General features: G+C 72.3%; 16 protein-coding genes. 6 read left to right on the top strand and 10 right to left on the bottom strand.

Translation table 11 applies throughout. The annotated features are described in order from the left end of the window. Nucleotides 1-44: 44 nt before the first annotated feature. Entirely contained in the window at nt 45-1,688 is a 1,644-nt protein-coding gene (locus tag F7Q99_RS42110) for a serine/threonine-protein kinase (RefSeq protein ID WP_230211147.1), read from the bottom strand. Between the two features lie 365 nt (nt 1,689-2,053). Continuing rightward, nucleotides 2,054-3,457, bottom strand: a complete 1,404-nt coding sequence (locus F7Q99_RS34465; protein ID WP_230211146.1) for a flavin monoamine oxidase family protein — start codon at nt 3,455-3,457, stop codon at nt 2,054-2,056. Between the two features lie 448 nt (nt 3,458-3,905). On the opposite strand from F7Q99_RS34465, the gene F7Q99_RS34460 reads away from it, so the two are divergent. Beyond that, nucleotides 3,906-4,445, top strand: coding sequence for a TetR/AcrR family transcriptional regulator (locus F7Q99_RS34460; protein ID WP_153469190.1), 540 nt, complete (start codon nt 3,906-3,908; stop codon nt 4,443-4,445). 194 nt (nt 4,446-4,639) lie between these two features. On the opposite strand, the gene F7Q99_RS42875 is transcribed toward F7Q99_RS34460, so the two are convergent. The 4 genes from F7Q99_RS42875 to F7Q99_RS34440 form a co-directional block, all read right to left on the bottom strand. Further along, nucleotides 4,640-5,338, bottom strand: coding sequence for a helix-turn-helix domain-containing protein (locus F7Q99_RS42875; protein ID WP_153469187.1), 699 nt, complete (start codon nt 5,336-5,338; stop codon nt 4,640-4,642). Nucleotides 5,339-5,352: 14 nt separating this feature from the next. After that, nucleotides 5,353-6,213 (bottom strand): universal stress protein, encoded by an 861-nt coding sequence (locus F7Q99_RS34450; RefSeq protein ID WP_153469184.1) that lies wholly within the window; start codon nt 6,211-6,213, stop codon nt 5,353-5,355. 260 nt (nt 6,214-6,473) lie between these two features. Further along, nucleotides 6,474-6,977 (bottom strand): hypothetical protein, encoded by a 504-nt coding sequence (locus F7Q99_RS43930; RefSeq protein WP_326847469.1) that lies wholly within the window; start codon nt 6,975-6,977, stop codon nt 6,474-6,476. 82 nt (nt 6,978-7,059) lie between these two features. Then, nucleotides 7,060-8,793: a SulP family inorganic anion transporter gene (locus tag F7Q99_RS34440; RefSeq protein WP_153469181.1), complete on the bottom strand. Its 1,734-nt coding sequence runs from the start codon at nt 8,791-8,793 to the stop codon at nt 7,060-7,062. Nucleotides 8,794-9,026: 233 nt separating this feature from the next. Here F7Q99_RS34440 and F7Q99_RS34435 point away from each other — a divergent pair, with 233 nt between their 5' ends. Genes F7Q99_RS34435 through F7Q99_RS34415 form a run of 5 tightly spaced genes read left to right on the top strand, consistent with a single transcriptional unit; the run spans nt 9,027 to nt 13,576 of the window. Further along, on the top strand, nt 9,027-10,169 hold the full coding sequence (locus F7Q99_RS34435; protein ID WP_153469178.1) for a 4Fe-4S dicluster domain-containing protein: 1,143 nt from the start codon (nt 9,027-9,029) through the stop codon (nt 10,167-10,169). Next, nucleotides 10,169-10,975 carry an FAD/NAD(P)-binding protein gene (locus tag F7Q99_RS34430; RefSeq protein ID WP_153469176.1) on the top strand — a complete coding sequence of 269 codons (807 nt, stop codon included), beginning with the start codon at nt 10,169-10,171 and terminating at the stop codon, nt 10,973-10,975. The genes F7Q99_RS34435 and F7Q99_RS34430 overlap by 1 nt, the downstream gene beginning before the upstream one ends. Before the next feature lie 5 nt (nt 10,976-10,980). Continuing rightward, complete coding sequence (locus F7Q99_RS34425; RefSeq protein ID WP_153469173.1) at nt 10,981-11,778, top strand: NADH-quinone oxidoreductase subunit B family protein; 798 nt, start codon at nt 10,981-10,983, stop codon at nt 11,776-11,778. Then, nucleotides 11,775-13,070, top strand: a complete 1,296-nt coding sequence (locus F7Q99_RS34420) for a Ni/Fe hydrogenase subunit alpha (RefSeq protein WP_153469170.1) — start codon at nt 11,775-11,777, stop codon at nt 13,068-13,070. Before F7Q99_RS34425 ends, F7Q99_RS34420 begins: the two co-directional genes overlap by 4 nt. A 5-nt stretch (nt 13,071-13,075) precedes the next feature. Then, on the top strand, nt 13,076-13,576 hold the full coding sequence (locus tag F7Q99_RS34415) for a hydrogenase maturation protease (protein WP_153469167.1): 501 nt from the start codon (nt 13,076-13,078) through the stop codon (nt 13,574-13,576). A gap of 185 nt (nt 13,577-13,761) precedes the next feature. Here the strand turns inward: F7Q99_RS34415 and F7Q99_RS34410 are convergent, their stop codons facing one another. The 4 genes from F7Q99_RS34410 to ppsA all read right to left on the bottom strand — a co-directional run bounded on the left by F7Q99_RS34410 (nt 13,762) and on the right by ppsA (nt 17,961). Beyond that, on the bottom strand, nt 13,762-14,736 hold the full coding sequence (locus F7Q99_RS34410) for a hypothetical protein (protein WP_230211145.1): 975 nt from the start codon (nt 14,734-14,736) through the stop codon (nt 13,762-13,764). Continuing rightward, complete coding sequence (locus F7Q99_RS34405) at nt 14,733-15,344, bottom strand: cytochrome b N-terminal domain-containing protein (protein WP_153469164.1); 612 nt, start codon at nt 15,342-15,344, stop codon at nt 14,733-14,735. Before F7Q99_RS34405 ends, F7Q99_RS34410 begins: the two co-directional genes overlap by 4 nt. After that, on the bottom strand, nt 15,337-15,510 hold the full coding sequence (locus tag F7Q99_RS34400) for a hypothetical protein (protein ID WP_153469161.1): 174 nt from the start codon (nt 15,508-15,510) through the stop codon (nt 15,337-15,339). Before F7Q99_RS34400 ends, F7Q99_RS34405 begins: the two co-directional genes overlap by 8 nt. Before the next feature lie 90 nt (nt 15,511-15,600). Then, nucleotides 15,601-17,961: a phosphoenolpyruvate synthase gene (ppsA, locus tag F7Q99_RS34395; RefSeq protein ID WP_153469158.1), complete on the bottom strand. Its 2,361-nt coding sequence runs from the start codon at nt 17,959-17,961 to the stop codon at nt 15,601-15,603. Nucleotides 17,962-17,995: the final 34 nt, after the last annotated feature.

The raw sequence follows: 17,995 nt of genomic DNA, 5'->3' as shown, positions 1-17,995 counted from the left end.
TACGGGCCCCGGGCCGGGTCGTACAAGACCCGGGCGCGACTGGGTCAGGCCGAACGGCGGTAGTAGGTGATGGAGACCTTGACCGGACCGTCGCTCGTGGCGGTGGTGAGCGTGCGGACGACGGCGATGTCCTGACCGCCGGGAGAGCGGACACAGAAGCTGCGGTCGGCACGAAGGGCGGCAAAGGGCAGGGTGGAGGTGGGCTCGGCTTCGACGCCCTTGAGGCAGTCGGAGAGCGTGAGAGGTCCGGCGGGCGCGATGTAGGCGTCGCTGTCCTCCGGGATGACGAAGGCTCCGGACTGACGGGCCAGGTACCAGGCGGAGGCGTCCTGGGTCACCTTCCCGGCTTTGATGTCGAACTCGTGGTCGTGGTCGGGAGAGGTGAGTTCGCGGTCCGTGTAGGCGACGGTGTAGCCGGAGACAGCGGCCTGCTGCGGGGACGCGGAGGAAGAGGCGGGGGCGGGTGCGGTGGACGGGGGGAGGCTGCTGGTGGCGGCAGCGGGTTGTTCGGCGGAGTCGTCGAAGTACTCGAAGTAGTCGAGCAGGAAGAACGTCGCCGCTGCGCCGACGAGGAGGGCCGTAGTCGTCAGGAGCGCCGTGCGGGCGCCCCGGCCCGCGGTTCTCGCGGCTCGGCGGCTACCGGCGGGGACTGAGCCCGGGCGGGCCGGCTCCGTCTCCCGGCGGGTGGGTGCCGGGGCGGGCGGGACGGGTGCGGCCCCGGCGCCGGCCGGGTCGAGGATGGTGGCGGGCGGTGCGGGCGTGGTCGGGAGGTCGCTGTGACGGTTCAGTTCGCTGCTGACCTGCCGGGGCAGCCAGCCGTCGGAGAAACGCAGTTCGCCGCCGGTGGCGGGGTGGCGGCGGGCGGCTTCCACCAGCCAGGCGGTGCCCGGCCGGTCCTCGGGGCTCTTGGCCAGGCAGTGCCGGACGAGGTCGTGCAGGCCGTGCGGAAGCGCGGACAGGTCGGGCTCCTCGTGTACCGCCCGGTAGAGCGAGATCGGCTCGGGCCCGTCGCCGAAAGGGGTCCTTCCGGAGGCTATGAAGGCGGTCAGGGCACCGAGGGCGAAGACGTCGGTGGCCGGGGTGACGGGCAGTCCGAGGGCCTGTTCGGGGGCCATGAAGCCGGGCGAGCCGATGCGCAGGCCGGTGCCGGTGAGCGGGCTGGCGTCGGCGGCGCGGGCGATGCCGAAGTCGATGACGCGGGGGCCGTCGGCGGCGACGAGGACGTTGCCGGGTTTGAGGTCGCGGTGGACGACGCCGGTGGCGTGGATCGCCTGCAGGGCCTCGGCGATGCCTGCGAGCAGGAGCAGTACGGTGCGTTCGGGCAGCGGGCCGTGGCGGCGGACGACCTGGTGGAGGGAGGGGCCGGCTACAAACGTGGTGGCGAGCCAGGGGGCGTCGGCGTCGGTGCCCGCGTCGACGACCTGGGCGGTGTAGAGGCCGTGGATGCGCCGGGCGCTGGCGACCTCCTGGGCGAAACGGTGCCGGAACTCGGGGTCCTCGGCGAGTTCGGGCCGGACCACCTTGAGCGCGACCGGGCGCCCGCCGGGGGTGTAGGCCAGGTAGACCCGGCCCATCCCGCCGGCGCCGAGCCGGGCGCACAGGCGGTAGCCGCCGACCTCGCGGGGGTCCTCGGGGGACAGCGCCTCGAAGGCGGAGGGCGGCTGGGCGCCATAACGGTGTGCGGTCATGCTGGCTCCCAGCGGGTCGTGCGAGGGTACGGGACGCGGTGGAACGGGTGCGGCGGCAGTGCGCCCCGGTTGTGTGCCAGCGTCCGGAATCGCAGCGGATCATATCCGGTGGTGGCTGTCCGCGTCGGGCCCGTCGACCGGTCGCGCGGGCGTTTCGGCCTGTCATGAGGGCACCAGCCGGCGGCCTGCACAAGGGACAGGCCTGTGGAGCCCTCGCCGGTGCGTCCGGGGGTACGCACCGGCGGGGGCTGCCCTCCCGCAGGCGTCGGGGGTCGCCCGCGGGGGCCTCGGTGGACGAAACGTGGTCGTACTGTGCCGCCCGCGCGGCGGGCACAAGCCGGCGTCTCGTCGCGGGGTCGGCTGATTCAGCCGGCGATTTCCTCGGCTGCGCGGATTCCCGACAGGTAGGCGCCGTGCACGGTCGCGAAGGAGTCCCGTTGGGTCGCCTCGCCGGCGAAGTGCACCCGGTCACCGATTCGGGCCGCGAGCTGGTCGCGCATGGCCGGGGTGGAGCCGACCTTGTTGAACGAGTAGGAGCCTCGCGCGTACGGATCGGACGCCCAGCGGGTGATCTGGAAGTCGGTCGGCTGGGGAATGTTGCCGCCATAGATCGTCTTCAGTGTTCCCATGGCGCCGGCGACGATCTGGGCGTCGCTCCAGCCCTCGATCGTGCGCCCGAAGTCGGCGGCGTTGAACCCGAGCAGCACCGGCTGGCCGACGGCGCGGTTGCCGTTGATCCACTGCTCCCACTGCCCGTACTTGTCCAGGTTCGGCACGCACATCAGCCAGTCGGTGTCCGCCCAGAACACCTTGGGGAAGCGTAGGTAGCACTTGTTGAGCACCCCCATGCCGAGTTTGCCGATGGCGGCCTGCTTGTCGGCGGGGAGGCCGGGGCCGAACTTCACCGTGCCGCTTTGCAGCACCCCGAGCGGCAGGGTCACCACCACGTGGTCGCCCTGGAACGCGCCCTTGTCGGTGGTGACCGTCACGCCGCCGGAGTCCCAGTCGATCTGCTGGACGACGTGCTCGGTGCGCACGGTCAGCCCCTTGGCCAGCAGATCGGTGATCTGGTGGTAGCCGCCCGGGAACAGCACGTCCTTGCCGTTGATCTTCTTGTCGCTGTCGAAGTACAGCGCCGACATGTCGTTCACACTGCCGGCGTACTCGTGCTCGTAGTCGTTCAGCGCGAAGGAGACCAGGGACTTGTCGTCGTTCGACAGCGTCGGCCAGTTCAGCGCGCGTTCGACGACACTGCGCACGGAGGTGTCCTTCTGGTCCTCGTTCTTGTCCTGGTTGGTGGCCAGCGCCTGTGCGGTGGCCTTGCGCCATCGCTGGATCGCCTGTTCCGCGGCGTCATCGGCCTGGTGCCCGTTGGCCAGGTAGTCGGTGGCGCTCTCGGAGTCGGTCGTGACCATCCGCGCGCCCGCCTTGTTGGCCAGGTCGGTGATCGGGTTCTTGTCAGTGCCGTGGATCCACGACGCCCCGAGGTCGACCGGCACGCCCGCCCACTGTTCGCTGGTCCAGATCCGGCCGCCGATCCGGTTGCGCGCTTCGAGCAGCAGGACGTCCTTGCCCTTGCCGGCCAGATAACGGGCGGCGGCAAGACCGCTGATCCCGGCTCCGACGACGATCACCCCGCTGCGGCCGGGCGAAGACGAGCCGGACGGGGCCGACGGTGTGCTCTCGCCCGCCGCACCGTCCCCGTCCTCGTTGTTGTCGCACGCGGACAGGGCGCCGAGAGCGGCCACCCCGGTCAGACCCAGGCCCATACTCGTCAGAAACCGTCGGCGGTGCATCGTCATGGGTGTTCTACCGATCTGCGATCTGTCATGAGCTTCTACAAGCCTGTCGGCGACGCTTCGTTGCGCCCGGCGACCTGCCTGCGGGTGTGAAGAGCCGCGCAGCCTCCAGCGGCAGCCCCCGACTCCGTCGAGGCCGCCTCACGCGCGGTGCGTATCCCCTTGCCGGCGTGCACACCGACCGCGCCCTGCCTCCGCGGACGATCCATTCCCCCTGGCGCGGCATGGGAAGACCGGCGCCGGGAACGGGCTGGCCGACGGTGCCCCTGCCGGACGCCGGGGACTTCCGTGTGACCAGGCGCAGGCCAGGCCGCGGGGAACGGTGAGAACCCCTCTCTTCAGTACAATGAGGCTGATACTGCAAAGCATATATTGAGGCACTGATGTGTCAATAGAGGCATTGGAGGTTGGCTCGGCAATGCGTACCGACGCGGCGGAGGTACTGGACTCGGCGATCCCGGTCCTGGCCAAGGACCGGGCGGCGTCCATGCAGGTCATCGCCAAGCGCGCCGGCATCAGCCGGGCCACCCTGGTCCGCCTGTTCCCTACCCGCCAGCACCTCGTGCAGGCCATGGCCGAGAAGATCCTCGACGACTGCGACCGGGCCCTGTCCCGGGCCGAAGCCAACACCGCCCCCATGGAACAGGTGCTGGCCGCGCTGGTCGCCGAATACCCGCCGTTCGCCCAGCTGTGGAACCTGGTCTACGTCGAACCCGACGTCCTGGGCGTCCCCGAGGCCAGCAAGCAGGCTGACGCGATCTTCGACCGGACCGTCACGTTCTTCAAACGCGGCCAGAACGCCGGACTGCTACGAAAGGACATGCCCGCCACATGGCTGGCCTCGACCTTCTGCGGAATAGCCGAGACCGCATGGGAGCTGACCCTCGAAGGCGACATGGGCGCCCGCCAGGCTCCGGACTTCATCGCCGCGATCCTGCTGCACGGCGCGGCCGCCTGACCACGCCCCAGGACGCCGCACCCAACGGATCGGCGCCGCCCACTATCTGTCTGCAGCGGGCCAGCCAAGGTGCGCGCAAGGGGCCATGACGTGATCTCAGAGTCCAACACGCTATCGCCGGCGCCGACGTACGGAGGAAAGGCGACGAGAGCGGAGGTGCAACCCCACGCAACTATCGCGGGATCCATGTCTTCCTACTCGGATCCGATGATCGAGGCGTCGGGGCGGACGATTCGGCCGCTGATTCCGGTGGGCCGGATCCGCATCCAGGTCTCCCGGGTGCCGCCCGCCCAGGGGTTTGGGTCGGCGTGCCGCTCGAACCAGCGCACCGCCTCCTCGTCGGAGACGACCGAGACGGTGCCGTTCACCAGCACGCTCCAGCCCGTGGCGAAGACCTCGTCGAGCTGGTCGACCTCGAAGGCGACCTCGCTGCCCGCTGCCCTCGCGAGGATGCCGTCTGCCGTGGTGCGGTAGAGGATGGTGGCGTCCAGTACACGGTAGTTGACGGGCAGCGCCACCAAACCGTGCGGGGCCGTCAGCACCACGCGGCCGACGCCGCCGGGGGCGATCTTGGCCCAGCAGGCTGCCGGGTCCAGCTCCTCCAGCAGCACCCGGGCGTTGGCGCGGGCCCGGCCGGACGGCCCGTCATGACCACCGCCGAGCAGATTGCCGACCGTGGTGTCGAGCGCGTCGGCGAGCCTGGTGAGCGCGCCGAGGCCGATCGGCGACGCCGTGGTTTCCAGGTACTCCAGGAATCCCGGGTCCATGCTGCCCCGTTCCGCCACCTGCTCGCGGGAGAGGCCGAGTTGGGCTCGGCGCTGGGCGACCCGGCGCCCGAGGTCGCCGGGGTCGGCCGGGTGGGGGTGCGCCCGGCCTTCGTTCGTGGGCTTCATGACGACCTCCGTGCTCAGGACGGGACGTTCGGGACGATCACCAGCGGGACGGTGCAACGGTGCACCAGGGCGCGGCCGGTGGAGCCGAACAGCAGGCCGCGGAAGCCGCCGAGGCCACGGCTGCCGATGACCAGGCAGCGGGCCCGCGTCGCGACCGCGGCCAGCATCGGGGCGGGAGAACCGGTGAGCACCTCGCGCCGGACCTGGATGTCCGGGTACTTCTCCCGCCAGCCGGCCAGGGCTTCCGACAGGTCCACCAGGGACTCCTCGACCAGGTCCGGCTGTGTGGCCTCGGCGGGGCGCCGGACCTCCACGGCCTGGACGTCGGCCCCGGCGAGCGAGGCCTCCTCGAAGGCGAAGCCGATCGCGGCCCGGGAGGACTCGGAGCCGTCCACGCCCACCACCACCGGTCCGGGGCCGGATAGGTCGTCGGGCGGTTCGGGAACCAGGGCGATCGGGCAGCTCAGATGGCCGACCAGGGACGCACCCTTGGACCCGATCGGCAGCGCGGAGTGGGCCTCGGTGAGCCGGCGGATGCCGAGAACCAACTGCGCGGCCCCGTCGGCGGCCTCGCGGAGCACCCGCACCGGCCGGCCCTCGACCAGCCTGGGCGTGATCTCCAGCTCGGGTTGCCGTTCGGCGGCCAGCAGTCGGGCGGTGTCCAGCAGTGTGTCGCCGGCGGCCCGGAGGCCGATCGCCCAGCGGCGGTCCGCTTCTCCTTCCGGCTGGCCGGTCGGCCACTCCTGCGCGTGCAGCAGCTGCAGCGGCAGGCCACGCCACGCAGCCTCGTCCGCCGCCCAGCGCACGGCCCAGCGGCTCGCCTCGGAGCGGTCGACGCCCACGATCACGGGGCGGTGGGTTTCGAAGCCGTTCATCGCAGACTCCTTCTCGGCCCCGGCCGGCGCCGTCACCGGCTCTTGTACGGAGCCCTGACCACCCTCATCGTCGGCCGCCGCAGTGCGGGGCGAGGAGGGCCGGTCGGGCCTGGGCCACGGGCCGGTGGGCCCTCGGAGCTGCCAGCAGGCGCTGGCCGGCCGGGTCAGCGGGCGCCACCGTTCCGGTCCCGTCCGGCCGCCCAGCGCCGCCGGACCGCGTCCTCGTGCTCGGCCTTGCTCCAAGGCCGTCAGCTCAGCGGTCAGGCGGGGGATCCGGTGCCGCCGCAGGGCCCGGACGCGCCGGCCGGTCCGTTCCGTCTCCGCCGCCATGAGCCGGGCCCGTACCGCTCGGTGCAGGAGACACCGGACGGGTGCCGCACTCCCATTGAGACGGTCCACTCGACCACGACGTCGGCCCGGTCCGCCGGCGTGGCGGCGGCCAGGGCCCGCTCACCGCTCAGCAGCAACCCGCGCAGTAGCCAGGTCTCAGCCTCGGCCAGCCGCGCGTGCCAGGCCCGCTCGGTGTCCTGTTCCTGCCGGAGCCGTGCGGCCAGCAGTTGCGCGGCGACGTCGAGGTGGTCCGGACGGGTGCGTCCGAGCCCCGTACCCCTGCGCATCAGTCGGGAGAGCGAGGAGAGCGCGTCCACGGGCGGGTAGACTCCTCGCGCGTGGCCCTCGCGGCTCAGGACGATCTGGCCCTCGGTGATGTAGCCGGTGAGATCCGGCACCGGGTGGGTGATGTCCCCGGCGGGCATGGTGAGCACCGGCAGCTCCTTGGAAGAGCAGGGGCCGGTGGTATGGCGGCGTCGCCCTGCTCCACCGAGGCCGACCCCCCGGCGACCCGCCTCACGAAGCCTCCGCGCCGCCGTCCTGGGCAGCACGCCAGGCCTGGAACGCATCCACGGCGGTGGGCAGGGTGGGGAAGATCCGCCCCGGTCCGATGGACTCGGTCAAGCCGTATGCGTCCAGGTCGTCGAGCAGGTCCTGCTTGACCCGCGCCATGCCGAACACCACACCGCGCCCGGTCAGTTCACGGCGCAGGGCCTCCACCGCGTCCAGCGCGGTGATGTCGACCTCCACGTTGGCCTCGGTGTTGAGAACGAACCACCGGACCGGCGTCGGCTCGTCGGCGACGGCCGCCAGGGCCCGGCTGCGGAAGTCCTCCGCGTTGGCGAAGAACAGCGGGGAGTCGTAGCGGTACACCACCAGCCCGGGAAGGGTACGCGCCTGGGGGTAGTCCTCGATGTCGTGCATGCCGGCCAGGCCGGGGACCAGTCCTTGGACCGCGTCGTGCGGCCGCGCCACCCGGCTCAGCAGCTCGGCGACCGACAGGCCGACGGCCACCAGTACCCCGTACAGGATGTCCAGCGCCAGGACGCCGGCAAGGCAGCCGACGGCCAGCATCAGCTCCCGGTGCCGGAAGGCGGCCAGCCTGCGGAAGCCCGCCAGGTCGATCAGCCGGACGGCGGCGAAGACGACCAGGGCGCCGAGCACGGCGACCGGCAGATGCCTCAGCAGCGGGCCGAGGAACAACAGCACCGCGAGCACGCACGCGCCGCTGACGAGCGCGTACGCCTGCGAGCGACCGCCGGCCGAGCGGGCGAGCGCGGTACGGCTGGCGCTGCTGCTCACCGGAAAGCCGGAGAGGAAGCCGGTGCCGAGGTTCGCGGCGCCCAGCGCGAGCAGCTCCTGGCCGGCCCTGAGATGCCGGTCGTCGCCGGATGCGAAGGCACGCGCGGTCAGGACCATGTCGGTATAACCGACCAGCAGCACCCCGATGGCGGGCAGCACCAGCCGGTGCAGCTCGCCCAGGTCCGGTCGGGAGACGTGGGGCAGGCCGCCCGGGATCGCGCCGATCACCCGGATTCCGTGCCGCTCAAGGCCGAACGCGGCCACCGCGGCCGTACCGAGCGCGACGGCCAGCAGCGGACCGGGCACCTGGGGGAGCAGCCGGGCAACGGCGAACAGGAAGAGCAGGGCGGCGGCGCTGAACAGGACCGTCGCGGTACTCGCCTCGGACAGGTGCTCCGCGAATGAGCGCAGCTGCGGGAAGAAACGGGTGCCCTCGACCGGGACACCGGTGAGGCGGGTCAGCTGGTCCGCCATCATGAGCAGGGCGACTCCCGCCAGATAGCCCACCAGGACGGGACGGGAGAGCAGGTCGGCGACGAAGCCCAGCCGGGCCGCCCACGCCACCAGGCACAGCGCCCCGACCACGACGGCCAGCGTCGCGGCGAGCACGGCGTACCGTCCGGTGTCCCTGCCCGCGAGCGGACCGACCACGGTGGCGGTCATCAGTGCGGTCGTCGACTCGGGCCCGACCGACAGCAGCCGGGACGAACCGAGCAGGGCGTACACCGGGATCGCCGGCAGCATCGCCCACAAGCCCGCCACCGGCGGCAGACCGGCGACGGCCGCATACGCCATGACCTGCGGAATCAGATAGGCGGCCACCGTCAGACCGGCCAGCAGGTCCCCGCGCAGCCATTCGCGCCGGTAGCCCCGGAGCACCGCCAGTCCGGGCAGCGCGGGCACGATACGGTGCCGGTCCGGCCCTGGGCCATCGGCGTGCCGCGCCATGGAGCTCCTTCCTCCGACGAGCCTCAGCATGCAGCCGGGGGCGCCCGACCGTGCGGCGGCTCGGCGGCGGCGCACCCGGTCGCCGTGCTGTTCGGAGTGCCCGACCGGGCCCCGGACGGCCCCAGGGCCGGGGCCGCCCGGCCCATGCGGAATCCCAGGATGCGGCGGACAGTGGAAATACGTGAGCCGCCCACCCCCCGGACGGTACCGGGGAACAGCCCGAGGACAGCCCGATGGACACCAGCGCACCGCCCGCGGAACTGGACGAGGACGGCCTCGCCATGCTCGTCGATGCCCTGCAGGCCCGGGGACTCGCCGTGATCGGGCCCACCGTGCGGGACGGCGCGATCGTTCTCGCCGAGCTGACGTCGGCGGACGAGCTCCCGTACGGCTGGGGCGTCGAGGCCGAGGCCGGCACCTACCGGCTGCGCCGGCGCGACGACCGAGCGGCGTTCGCGCACTCCGCCGGGCCGCAGTCCTGGAAGACCTTCCTGCACCCGCCCCGGGCCCGGCTCTGGCAGGCCGACCGGGCCGAGGACGGCACCGTCACCGTCCGCGAGGACGACGACCCGCCGCCGCGCTACGCTTTCCTCGGCGTGCGCCCCTGCGACCTGCGCGCGATCGCCGTCCAGGACCGGGTGCTGACCGGCGGCGCGTACGCCGATCCGGTGTACGGGCCGCGGCGCGCCGCCGCGTTCATCGTCGTGACCGAGTGCACCGAGCCGAGCGGCGTCTGCTTCTGCGCTTCCATGGGCACCGGCCCGGGCCTGCCGGACGGCGCGGTCTACGACCTGGCGCTCACCGAGACCATCGAGCCCGAAGGCCTCCGCTACCTCGTCCGCGCGGGCAGTCCCGACGGCGAGGACGTCCTCGCCGGACTCCCCACCCACCCCACCGACGGCGAGCACGCCCGCAGGGCCGTCGCCGACGCCGCCGGGCGGATGGGCAGGACCATGGATCCCACCGACCTGCGCTCCCTGATGGCCGGCACGATGACAGCCGAGCGCTGGGACCAGGTCGCCGATCGCTGCCTGACCTGCGGCAACTGCACCATGGTGTGCCCCACCTGCTTCTGCACCACCACCGAGGAGACCACCGACCTCATCGGAGACCACGCCGAGCGCTGGCGCCGCTGGGACTCCTGCTTCGACCTCGACTTCTCCTACCTCCACGGCACCGGCCCGGTCCGGTCCTCCGCCCGCAGCCGCTACCGCCAGTGGCTGACCCACAAACTCGGCACCTGGCACGACCAGTTCGGCTCCTCGGGATGCGTCGGCTGCGGCCGCTGCATCGCCTGGTGTCCGGTCGGCATCGACCTCACCGAGGAGGTCGCCGCGCTGCGCGCCGAAGCCGAAACGTCCGAGGGAGCACCGTGATGCACGCGACGACCCCTGTCCCGTACCGGGTGCTGGCCCGCCGCCGCGAGACAGCCGACACCGTCACCCTCGACCTCGTCCCGGCCGCCGGCCCGCTGCGGCCGTTCCGGCCCGGGCAGTACGCCATGCTGTACGCCTTCGGCACCGGGGAGATCCCGGCCTCCGTCAGCGGCATCAGCGGCGACACGCTCGGCCACACGGTCCGCGCGGTCGGCAAGGTCAGTGAGGCGCTGTGCCGCGCCGAGCGCGGTGACTGGATCGGCGCCCGCGGCCCGTACGGCACGGTCTGGCAGACCCCGCCCGCCGGAAGCGACGTCCTGATCGTCTCCGGCGGCATCGGGCTCGCCCCGCTGCGCCCGCTCATCGAGGAAGTGCTCGACAGGGCAAAGGAGTTCGGCACGATTTCGGTGCTCGCCGGGTACCGGAACCCCGGTGAGCAGCTGTTTCTCGCAGACCTGCCGCGCTGGCGCTCCCGCGCGCACGTCCACGTCACCGTGGACCACCCCGAGCCCGGCTGGCCCGGCGCCACCGGGCTTGTCACCGGCCTGCTGGACAGCGCCGGTTACCGCCCCGACCGCTGTGCCGCCTACCTGTGCGGCCCGGAGGTGATGATGCGCGCCACCGCACGGGATCTGCTGCGCCGTGGAGTCCCCGCCGACCGCATCCGAGCCTCGCTGGAACGCAACATGCGCTGCGCCACCGCCTGGTGCGGGCACTGCCAGCTCGGCCCCGTCCTCGTCTGCCGGGACGGCCCGGTCTTCGGCTGGGACCACGCCGAAGGCCTGCTGTCCACCCCCGAGCGGTGAGCAGCATGGGCACCCCGCGTCTGGCGGTCTGGAAGTTCTCCTCCTGCGACGGCTGCCAGCTCACCCTCCTCGACTGCGAGGACGAACTCCTCGCGCTCGCCGGGAAGATCGAGATCGGCTACTTCCTGGAGGCGTCCAGCCGCCAACTGCCGCCGCCCTACGACCTCTCCCTGGTCGAGGGCTCCATCGCCACCACCGCGGACCTGGAGCGCATCCGACGGATCCGCGAGCAGTCCCGCTACCTGGTGACCATCGGCGCCTGCGCCACCGCCGGGGGCGTCCAGGCGCTGCGCAACCTGGCGAGCCTGCCCGAGTACCAGGCCGTCGTCTACGCCCGGCCCGAGTACATCGACAGCCTCGACCGCTCCACTCCGATCTCCGCCCACGTGCCGGTCGACCTGGAGCTGCGCGGCTGCCCGATCGACAAACGGCAGCTGCTGGAGGTCATCACCGCCTACCTCGCCGACCGCAAGCCCGACATCCCCGCCCACAGCGTCTGCTTCGAGTGCAAGCTGCGCGGAACCACCTGCGTCACCGTCGCCCACGGCACCCCGTGCCTCGGCCCGGTCACCCAGGCAGGTTGCGGCGCGATCTGCCCGGCCTACGGGCGCGGCTGCTACGGCTGCTTCGGGCCGATGGGCGGCTTCAATGGTGAGGGAGGGCCCAACACCCGCGCGCTGCTGCCGCTGCTGCGCCGTGACGGCGTGGCGGAGGCGGACGCCGCCCGCCTCTACCGTACCTTCAACGCCGAGGCCCCCGCCTTCGCGGAGGCGGCCCGACAGGCGACGGAGGACGACGGATGACCCACCGAACCGGGCGGCTGCTCACCGTCGGCGCGCTGGCCCGCGTCGAGGGCGAGGGCGCGCTGCACGTCTCGGTCCGCGGCGACCGCGTGGAGGCCGTCCGGCTGGAGATCTACGAGCCCCCGCGCTACTTCGAGGCGCTGTTGCGCGGCCGCACCTACGCCGAGCCGCCCGACCTCACCTCCCGCATCTGCGGGATCTGCCCGGTGGCGTACCAGATGAGCGCCTGCCGAGCGATCGAGGACGCCTGCGGGATCGTCGTTGACGGCCAACTCGCCCAGCTGCGTCGGCTGCTGTACTGCGGCGAGTGGATCGAGAGCCACACGCTGCACGTCTACCTGCTGCACGCCCCGGACTTCCTGCACCTGCCCGACGCGCTGGCACTCGCCCGTACCGACGCGGCCCTGCTGCAGCGAGGATTGCGGCTGAAGAAGGCCGGCAACGAGATCGTCGAGGTCCTCGGCGGACGGGCGATCCACCCGGTCAACGTCCGGCTCGGCGGCTTCCACCGACTCCCTACGCGCGCCGAACTCGACCACCTGGCAACGGTGTTGCGCCAGGCGCGGACGGACGCCGAGGACACCCTCGGCTGGGTCGCCGGGTTCGAGTTCCCGCCGCTGACCGTCCAGCACGAGCTGCTCGCCCTCACCGAGCCCGACGGCTACGCCATCGACTCCGGCACCCCCACCGGCGCCCTCGCCGGCCCCTTCCCGCTGCGGGACTTCGAGCACCGCGTCCGGGAACACCAGGTGCCCCACTCCACCGCCCTGCACGCCACGCTGGACGGCCAGGCCCATCTCACCGGGCCGCTCGCCCGTTGGAACCTCGGCAGTGAGCGGCTGCCCGCCGAGATCCGCGCCCTCGCCGCCCAGGCCGGGCTCGGCCCGCGCTGCGTCAACCCGTTCCGCAGCATCGTGGTCCGGGCGGCCGAGGTGCTGTGGGCCGTCACCGAGGCGCAGCGCATCATCGAGCAGTACGAGCCGCCGCCGGCCCCGGCCGTTCCCGTCCCGCCGCACGCCGGCACCGGGTACGGCGCGACCGAGGCCCCGCGCGGTCTGCTCTACCACCGGTACGACCTGGACGAGGCCGGATTCGTCCGGCGGGCCGTCATCGTCCCGCCGACCGCGCAGAACCAGACCGCGATCGAGGCCGACCTGCTGGCCTTCGTCGAGCCCCGGCTGCACCTCGACGACGCCGAGCTGACCCGTCAGTGCGAGCGGGTGATCCGCAACTACGACCCGTGTATCTCCTGCGCGGCACACTTCCTCACCTTAACCGTGGACCGGAGTTGACGGGCATGGACGAGTACCGGATCGTCGTCATCGGCGTCGGCAACGAGTACCGCCACGACGACGGCGTCGCCGTGGCCGTCCTCGCGGAGCTCGCGGCCGAGGGGCTCGCTACCGACCGGCTCACCCTGTGCGACGGTGAGCCCACCCGGCTGATGGAGCTGTGGGAGGGGGCCGATCTCGCGGTCGTGGTCGACGCGGTGCACAGCCACCCGGGTGAGCCGGGCCGGATTCATCAGGTCACCGTCGACGCCGACCACCTGCTGGCGGATCCCCTCGCGGATGACGACGCGGCGGTCGGCACCCACGGCCTCGGCCTCGGTCACGCCGTCGCCCTGGCCGCCGCGCTCGCGAAGCTGCCGCGCGAGCTGCTGATCGTCGCGGTGGAGGGTGCGGACTTCTCGATCGGCGAGGGCCTGAGCCCGGCTGTCGCCGACGCGGTGCCGCGCGCCGTCGCCGAAGTCCGCCGGGCCGTGGACGAGCGTCAGGCGGACGCACCGGGGCAATGAACGCCGCGCTGCAGATGAATCGAGGTCCACGGCACCGTCCGGGGCGCCGGCTTCCCCCGCCTCGCTCGGTCTGACCGCGGCTGGTCGGAGACGCGGACAATCGGGACGCGTGGTCCACATGCTCGCCGCGAACAACTGCTCCCGATCTGCTGACCGGCGGTCGCCGTCCCGTCTGCCGGTGTCCGTCAGCCCGCCGCCTTCCCAGGACCACGGGTGCTGCGGCTGGGCCGAGGTTCGCCCCGGTAGTAGTCACGCCAGATCAGGCGGTACACCCGGGTCCAGCGGGGAACGGATCTGAGGCCCGGGATGAAGGGGACCAGAACCAGCGCCAGACTGAGCACAGCCATGATCGCCCAGACCTCCGCGTCCGCGTTCTTCGAGGTCTTGAACGGGTCGATCTGGTACCAGAAGGTGTACAGCCACAGCCAGGCCTGGCCCGGATAGTTGCCGGTCTCGTTCATCATGCCCCACTGGCTGCCGGTCAGGTGCTGGGCGGTCGCCTGGTCCGAGAGGTAGGAGCCGTTGGAGAGGAAGAGCATCGGTCGGGTGTAGTCGGTCTGGTAGAAGCGCCCCTGCGCCAGCAGCTGGCCGTCCAGTGCGCCGGACTGGGCGAGGGCCAGCAGCCCGGCTGTGAGCGTCGGCACCGGGCCGTAGTCGCCGGGGGCCACCTTGGCCGGATCGCCGTCCGGGGCCTTGTCCAGCGCGTCGGCGTACGCCGAACTCCAGGACTGCCGTTGGTCGGCCGAGGCTGTGCTCCAGGTCGTGAGCGCGGCGGTGACCTCGGCGGGCTCGGGTGACTGGCGCAGTGGACGCAGCACGAAGTCCTCGGCTGGGTCGACCGGGATGCGCACCCCGGCGGCGCGCTGCAGTCCGACCGGGCCGATCTTCTGCCCGGCGCCCGGGGTGTAGTTGTAGGGCGGGCCGTAGCCCGCCGAGGTGCTGGTGCCCGCGAGTTCCGCGACCGCCGTGGCAGTGAAGTCGGCCGGGTCGGCGGTCGACCAGACCGCCAGGGTGATCGGCTTCTCGTCCGGCGACGAGAACAACGCGGCCAGGCCCGCGCTCAGCAGGGCGACCACCACCAGGACGATGGTGAACTCCTTGATCAGGTCGTACGGGCGGGTGGGGAAGTCGGCCGCCTCCGGCGTGCCGGAGCGCCTCACGACGTCGTCTCCGGCGGTGCGGCGTCGATCGGCGGCACGATACCGCGCGTGCGGACCAGGAGGATGTGCCAGGCCGTCAGCAGCACCAGTACGAGCGGGAAGAGCACAATGTGCCACATCAACATCTGACCGAAGTCCAGGACGTTGAACCAGGCGCCGATCCCGACGGCGTTGAGGGCGTCCTTGGCCTGTCCGGAGATCCACTGCGAGTCGAAGTTCTGCTGCACCAGGTACCCGGTGAAGGCCGTGGCGATCGCGGCCAGGAAGGTGACCGCACCGGTCACCCAGGTCAGGGCCCGCCGCCCGCGCCAGGCGGCCATGAAGAACTTGCCCCACAGGTGGATCACCATGAATGCCATGAACAGCTCGGCGCTCCACAGGTGCACGCTGTTCACGTACTTCCCGACCGCGGAGGCGTGCCACCACCCCGGGCCCTCCAGCGCCAGAACCCCGCCGGAGACCAGCACCACCACCAGCGAGGACAACGTGAGTACACCGAAAAGGTAGATCCACGAGGCCAGGTACACCGGCTGGGCGTCCGGCAGCAGTTTCTCCGGAGGCAGCCGACGGACGGCGAACCGTCGCACCGCGCCGGTCCAGCTAGTCATCGCGGTGCCGTCCCCTCGGGAACGGCAGCAGCAGCGCGGCCACGAAGAGCAGCACCATCACGCCGATCACGACCAGGTTCGCCACGGAGATCTGCACCACGCCCCAGTGGACGTAGTGCCCGGGATGATTGAGATCGACAGGTGCCGACAGCGGTGTCGCCGCCATCAGGTTCTCCTTTCCGAACGCCGGGAGCCTGGTGCTCCAGTCTCGGCGGGCACCAAGCCCCCGGCACGCGGGGTTGCTCCGGATGGAGGGTCACCCGAGTTCGGCGTCGGCCACGGCGCGCTTGACGGCGGCGAAGCTGTCCGGCGTCACGGAGATCGAGTCGATCCCGGCCTGGACCAGGAAGCGGGTGAAGTCCGGGTCGTTGCTAGGGCGTTGGCCGCAGAGTCCGACGTGGCGGCGGGCCGCGTGGGCGGTCGCGATCAGGCTCTCGATGCTGCGGGTGACGGCCGGGTTCCGCTCGTCGAAGAGGTGGGCGAGCAGGCCGGAGTCGCGGTCGACACCGAGGGTGAGCTGGGTGAGGTCGTTGCTGCCGATCGAGAAGCCGTCGAAGCGTTCGGCGAACTGCTCTGCGAGCAGGATGTTGGCCGGGATCTCCGCCATGACGTACACCCGCAGGCCGTTCGAGCCCCGGGCGAGCCCGCTGTCGGCCATGACGGCCAGCACCCGGTCGGCCTCCTGCGGTGTGCGGCAGAACGGGATCATCACCACGACGTTGGTCAGTCCGAGTTCGTCGCGGGCTCGGCGCAGCGCCCGGCACTCCAGGGCGAAGCCCTCGCGGTACCCGGGGTCGTAGTAGCGGCTCGCACCGCGCCAGCCGATCATCGGGTTGGCCTCGGTCGGCTCGAACGGTGTGCCGCCGATCAGCCGGGCGTACTCGTTGGTCTTGAAGTCGCTGGTGCGCACCACCACGGGGTCCGGCCAGCGGGAGGCGGCGATCCGGGCTACGCCGTGGGCGAGCCGGTCGACGAAGTAGTCGGTCCGGTCCGGGTAGCCGTAGGCCAGCTCGTCGACGACCCGCCGGTCCTCCGCCGACAGGCGCTCGGGGTAGACCAGCGCCATCGGGTGGACGCGCACCTGGTGGGCGACCACGAACTCCGTCCGGGCCAGCCCCACGCCGTCCGCCGGCAGGCGCCACCAGCGGAACGCGGCGCCGGGGTCGGCCAGGTTGAGCATCACCTTGGTACGCGTTGTCGGCAGTGAACCGAGGTCGGTCTCGGTCGCCTCGTAGTCGACCAGGCCCCCGTAGACGTGGCCGTCCGCGCCCTCGGCGCAGGAGACCGTCACCTCCTGACCGTCCGCCAGCACCGCCGTGGCCGACCCGGTGCCGACCACCGCCGGCACGCCCAGCTCGCGGCTGACGATCGCCGCGTGCGAGGTGCGCCCGCCGTGGTCGGTCACGATGGCGGATGCCCGCTTCATCAGCGGCTCCCAGTCCGGGTCGGTGATCGGCGTGACCAGGACCGCGCCCTGGGGGAAACGTTCCAGCCCGACCGGCTCGGCGAGTGCGCACACCGGCCCGGCCCCGATCGCCTCGCCGACGGCGATGCCGTCCACCAGCCGCTCGCCCGTGCCGGTCAGCCGGAAGCGACGCAGCACCTCGCCGTGGCGGCGGGACTGCACCGTCTCCGGCCGGGCCTGAACGAGGAACAGCTGCCCGCCGATCCCGTCCTTGGTCCACTCCAGGTCCATCGGGCAGCCGTAGTGCTCCTCCACCGCCACGGCCCACTCGGCGAGCGTGCGGATGTCGCCGAGGCCGAGCACCTGGCGCGCCCGCTCGCGGGCGTCGGTGTCGACGGTCCGGGTCGAGCCGTTCGCGGCGTACACGGCCTTGCGGCGCTTGGCCCCGAGCTGGACGTGGACCACCGGGTCGAGCCGATGGTCCTTGAGTGTCGGCTTGAACACCGTGTACTCGTCCGGGTCCACCTGGCCGCTGACCACCGTCTCACCCAGCCCCCAGGCGGCGCTGATGACGACCACCCCGGGGAAGCCGGTCTCGGTGTCCAGCGTGAACGCCACGCCCGCGCCCGCGAGGTCGGAGCGCACCATCAGCTGAACGCCGACCGACAGGGCCAGGGCGAGGTGGTCGAAGCCCATCCGCTCGCGGTAGTCGATCGCCCGGTCGGTGAACAGCGAGGCGAAGCACCGTCGGCAGGCCTCCAGCAGGGCCTCGGCGCCCCGGACGTTGAGGAAGGTCTCCTGCTGGCCGGCGAAGCTCGCCTCCGGCAGGTCCTCGGCCGTGGCGCTGCTGCGGACGGCGACGTCCGGGTCCTCCCGCCCGGCTTCGCGGGCGAGTCGCCCGTACGCCTCCACGACCTCGCGTTCGAGCGCCAGGGGCAGGGGAGCGGCCAGGACGGCGGAGCGGATGGCGGCGCCGACCTCGGCCAGCGGGGCGCCGTCGTGCAGCCGATCGACCTGCGCGGCGATCCGTTCCCGCAGGCCTCCGGCGTCGAGCAGCTCACGGTAGGCGTCGGCCGTGGTGGCGAAGCCGTCCGGCACCCTGACCCCGGCGGGGCCCAGAGCGGTGATCAGCTCGCCCAGCGAGGCGTTCTTGCCGCCGACCAGGCCGACGTCCTGGCGGCCGAGGCCGCGGAAGCGGATGACACGGCGCATGGCGTCCTCCAGGCGCGCTCGCAAAGTGCCCTCG

The sequence above is a fragment of the Streptomyces kaniharaensis genome, from assembly GCF_009569385.1.
In the GTDB taxonomy this organism is placed as follows: Bacteria; Actinomycetota; Actinomycetes; order Streptomycetales; family Streptomycetaceae; genus Kitasatospora; species Kitasatospora kaniharaensis.
Note: the sequence above shows the minus strand (reverse complement) of the source record. Positions and strands in the feature narration are given on the sequence as shown.

Excerpts from the sequence above, each read along its gene's own strand:
- F7Q99_RS42110 (WP_230211147.1), bottom strand. The coding sequence starts at position 1,688 with ATGACCGCACACCGTTATGGCGCCCAGCCGCCCTCCGCCTTCGAGGCG.
- F7Q99_RS34465 (WP_230211146.1), bottom strand. The coding sequence starts at position 3,457 with ATGGGCCTGGGTCTGACCGGGGTGGCCGCTCTCGGCGCCCTGTCCGCG.
- F7Q99_RS34460 (WP_153469190.1), top strand. The coding sequence starts at position 3,906 with ATGCGTACCGACGCGGCGGAGGTACTGGACTCGGCGATCCCGGTCCTG.
- F7Q99_RS42875 (WP_153469187.1), bottom strand. The coding sequence starts at position 5,338 with ATGAAGCCCACGAACGAAGGCCGGGCGCACCCCCACCCGGCCGACCCC.
- F7Q99_RS34450 (WP_153469184.1), bottom strand. The coding sequence starts at position 6,213 with ATGAACGGCTTCGAAACCCACCGCCCCGTGATCGTGGGCGTCGACCGC.
- F7Q99_RS34440 (WP_153469181.1), bottom strand. The coding sequence starts at position 8,793 with ATGGCGCGGCACGCCGATGGCCCAGGGCCGGACCGGCACCGTATCGTG.
- F7Q99_RS34435 (WP_153469178.1), top strand. The coding sequence starts at position 9,027 with ATGGACACCAGCGCACCGCCCGCGGAACTGGACGAGGACGGCCTCGCC.
- F7Q99_RS34430 (WP_153469176.1), top strand. The coding sequence starts at position 10,169 with ATGCACGCGACGACCCCTGTCCCGTACCGGGTGCTGGCCCGCCGCCGC.
- F7Q99_RS34425 (WP_153469173.1), top strand. The coding sequence starts at position 10,981 with ATGGGCACCCCGCGTCTGGCGGTCTGGAAGTTCTCCTCCTGCGACGGC.
- F7Q99_RS34420 (WP_153469170.1), top strand. The coding sequence starts at position 11,775 with ATGACCCACCGAACCGGGCGGCTGCTCACCGTCGGCGCGCTGGCCCGC.
- F7Q99_RS34415 (WP_153469167.1), top strand. The coding sequence starts at position 13,076 with ATGGACGAGTACCGGATCGTCGTCATCGGCGTCGGCAACGAGTACCGC.
- F7Q99_RS34405 (WP_153469164.1), bottom strand. The coding sequence starts at position 15,344 with ATGACTAGCTGGACCGGCGCGGTGCGACGGTTCGCCGTCCGTCGGCTG.
- F7Q99_RS34400 (WP_153469161.1), bottom strand. The coding sequence starts at position 15,510 with ATGGCGGCGACACCGCTGTCGGCACCTGTCGATCTCAATCATCCCGGG.
- ppsA (WP_153469158.1), bottom strand. The coding sequence starts at position 17,961 with ATGCGCCGTGTCATCCGCTTCCGCGGCCTCGGCCGCCAGGACGTCGGC.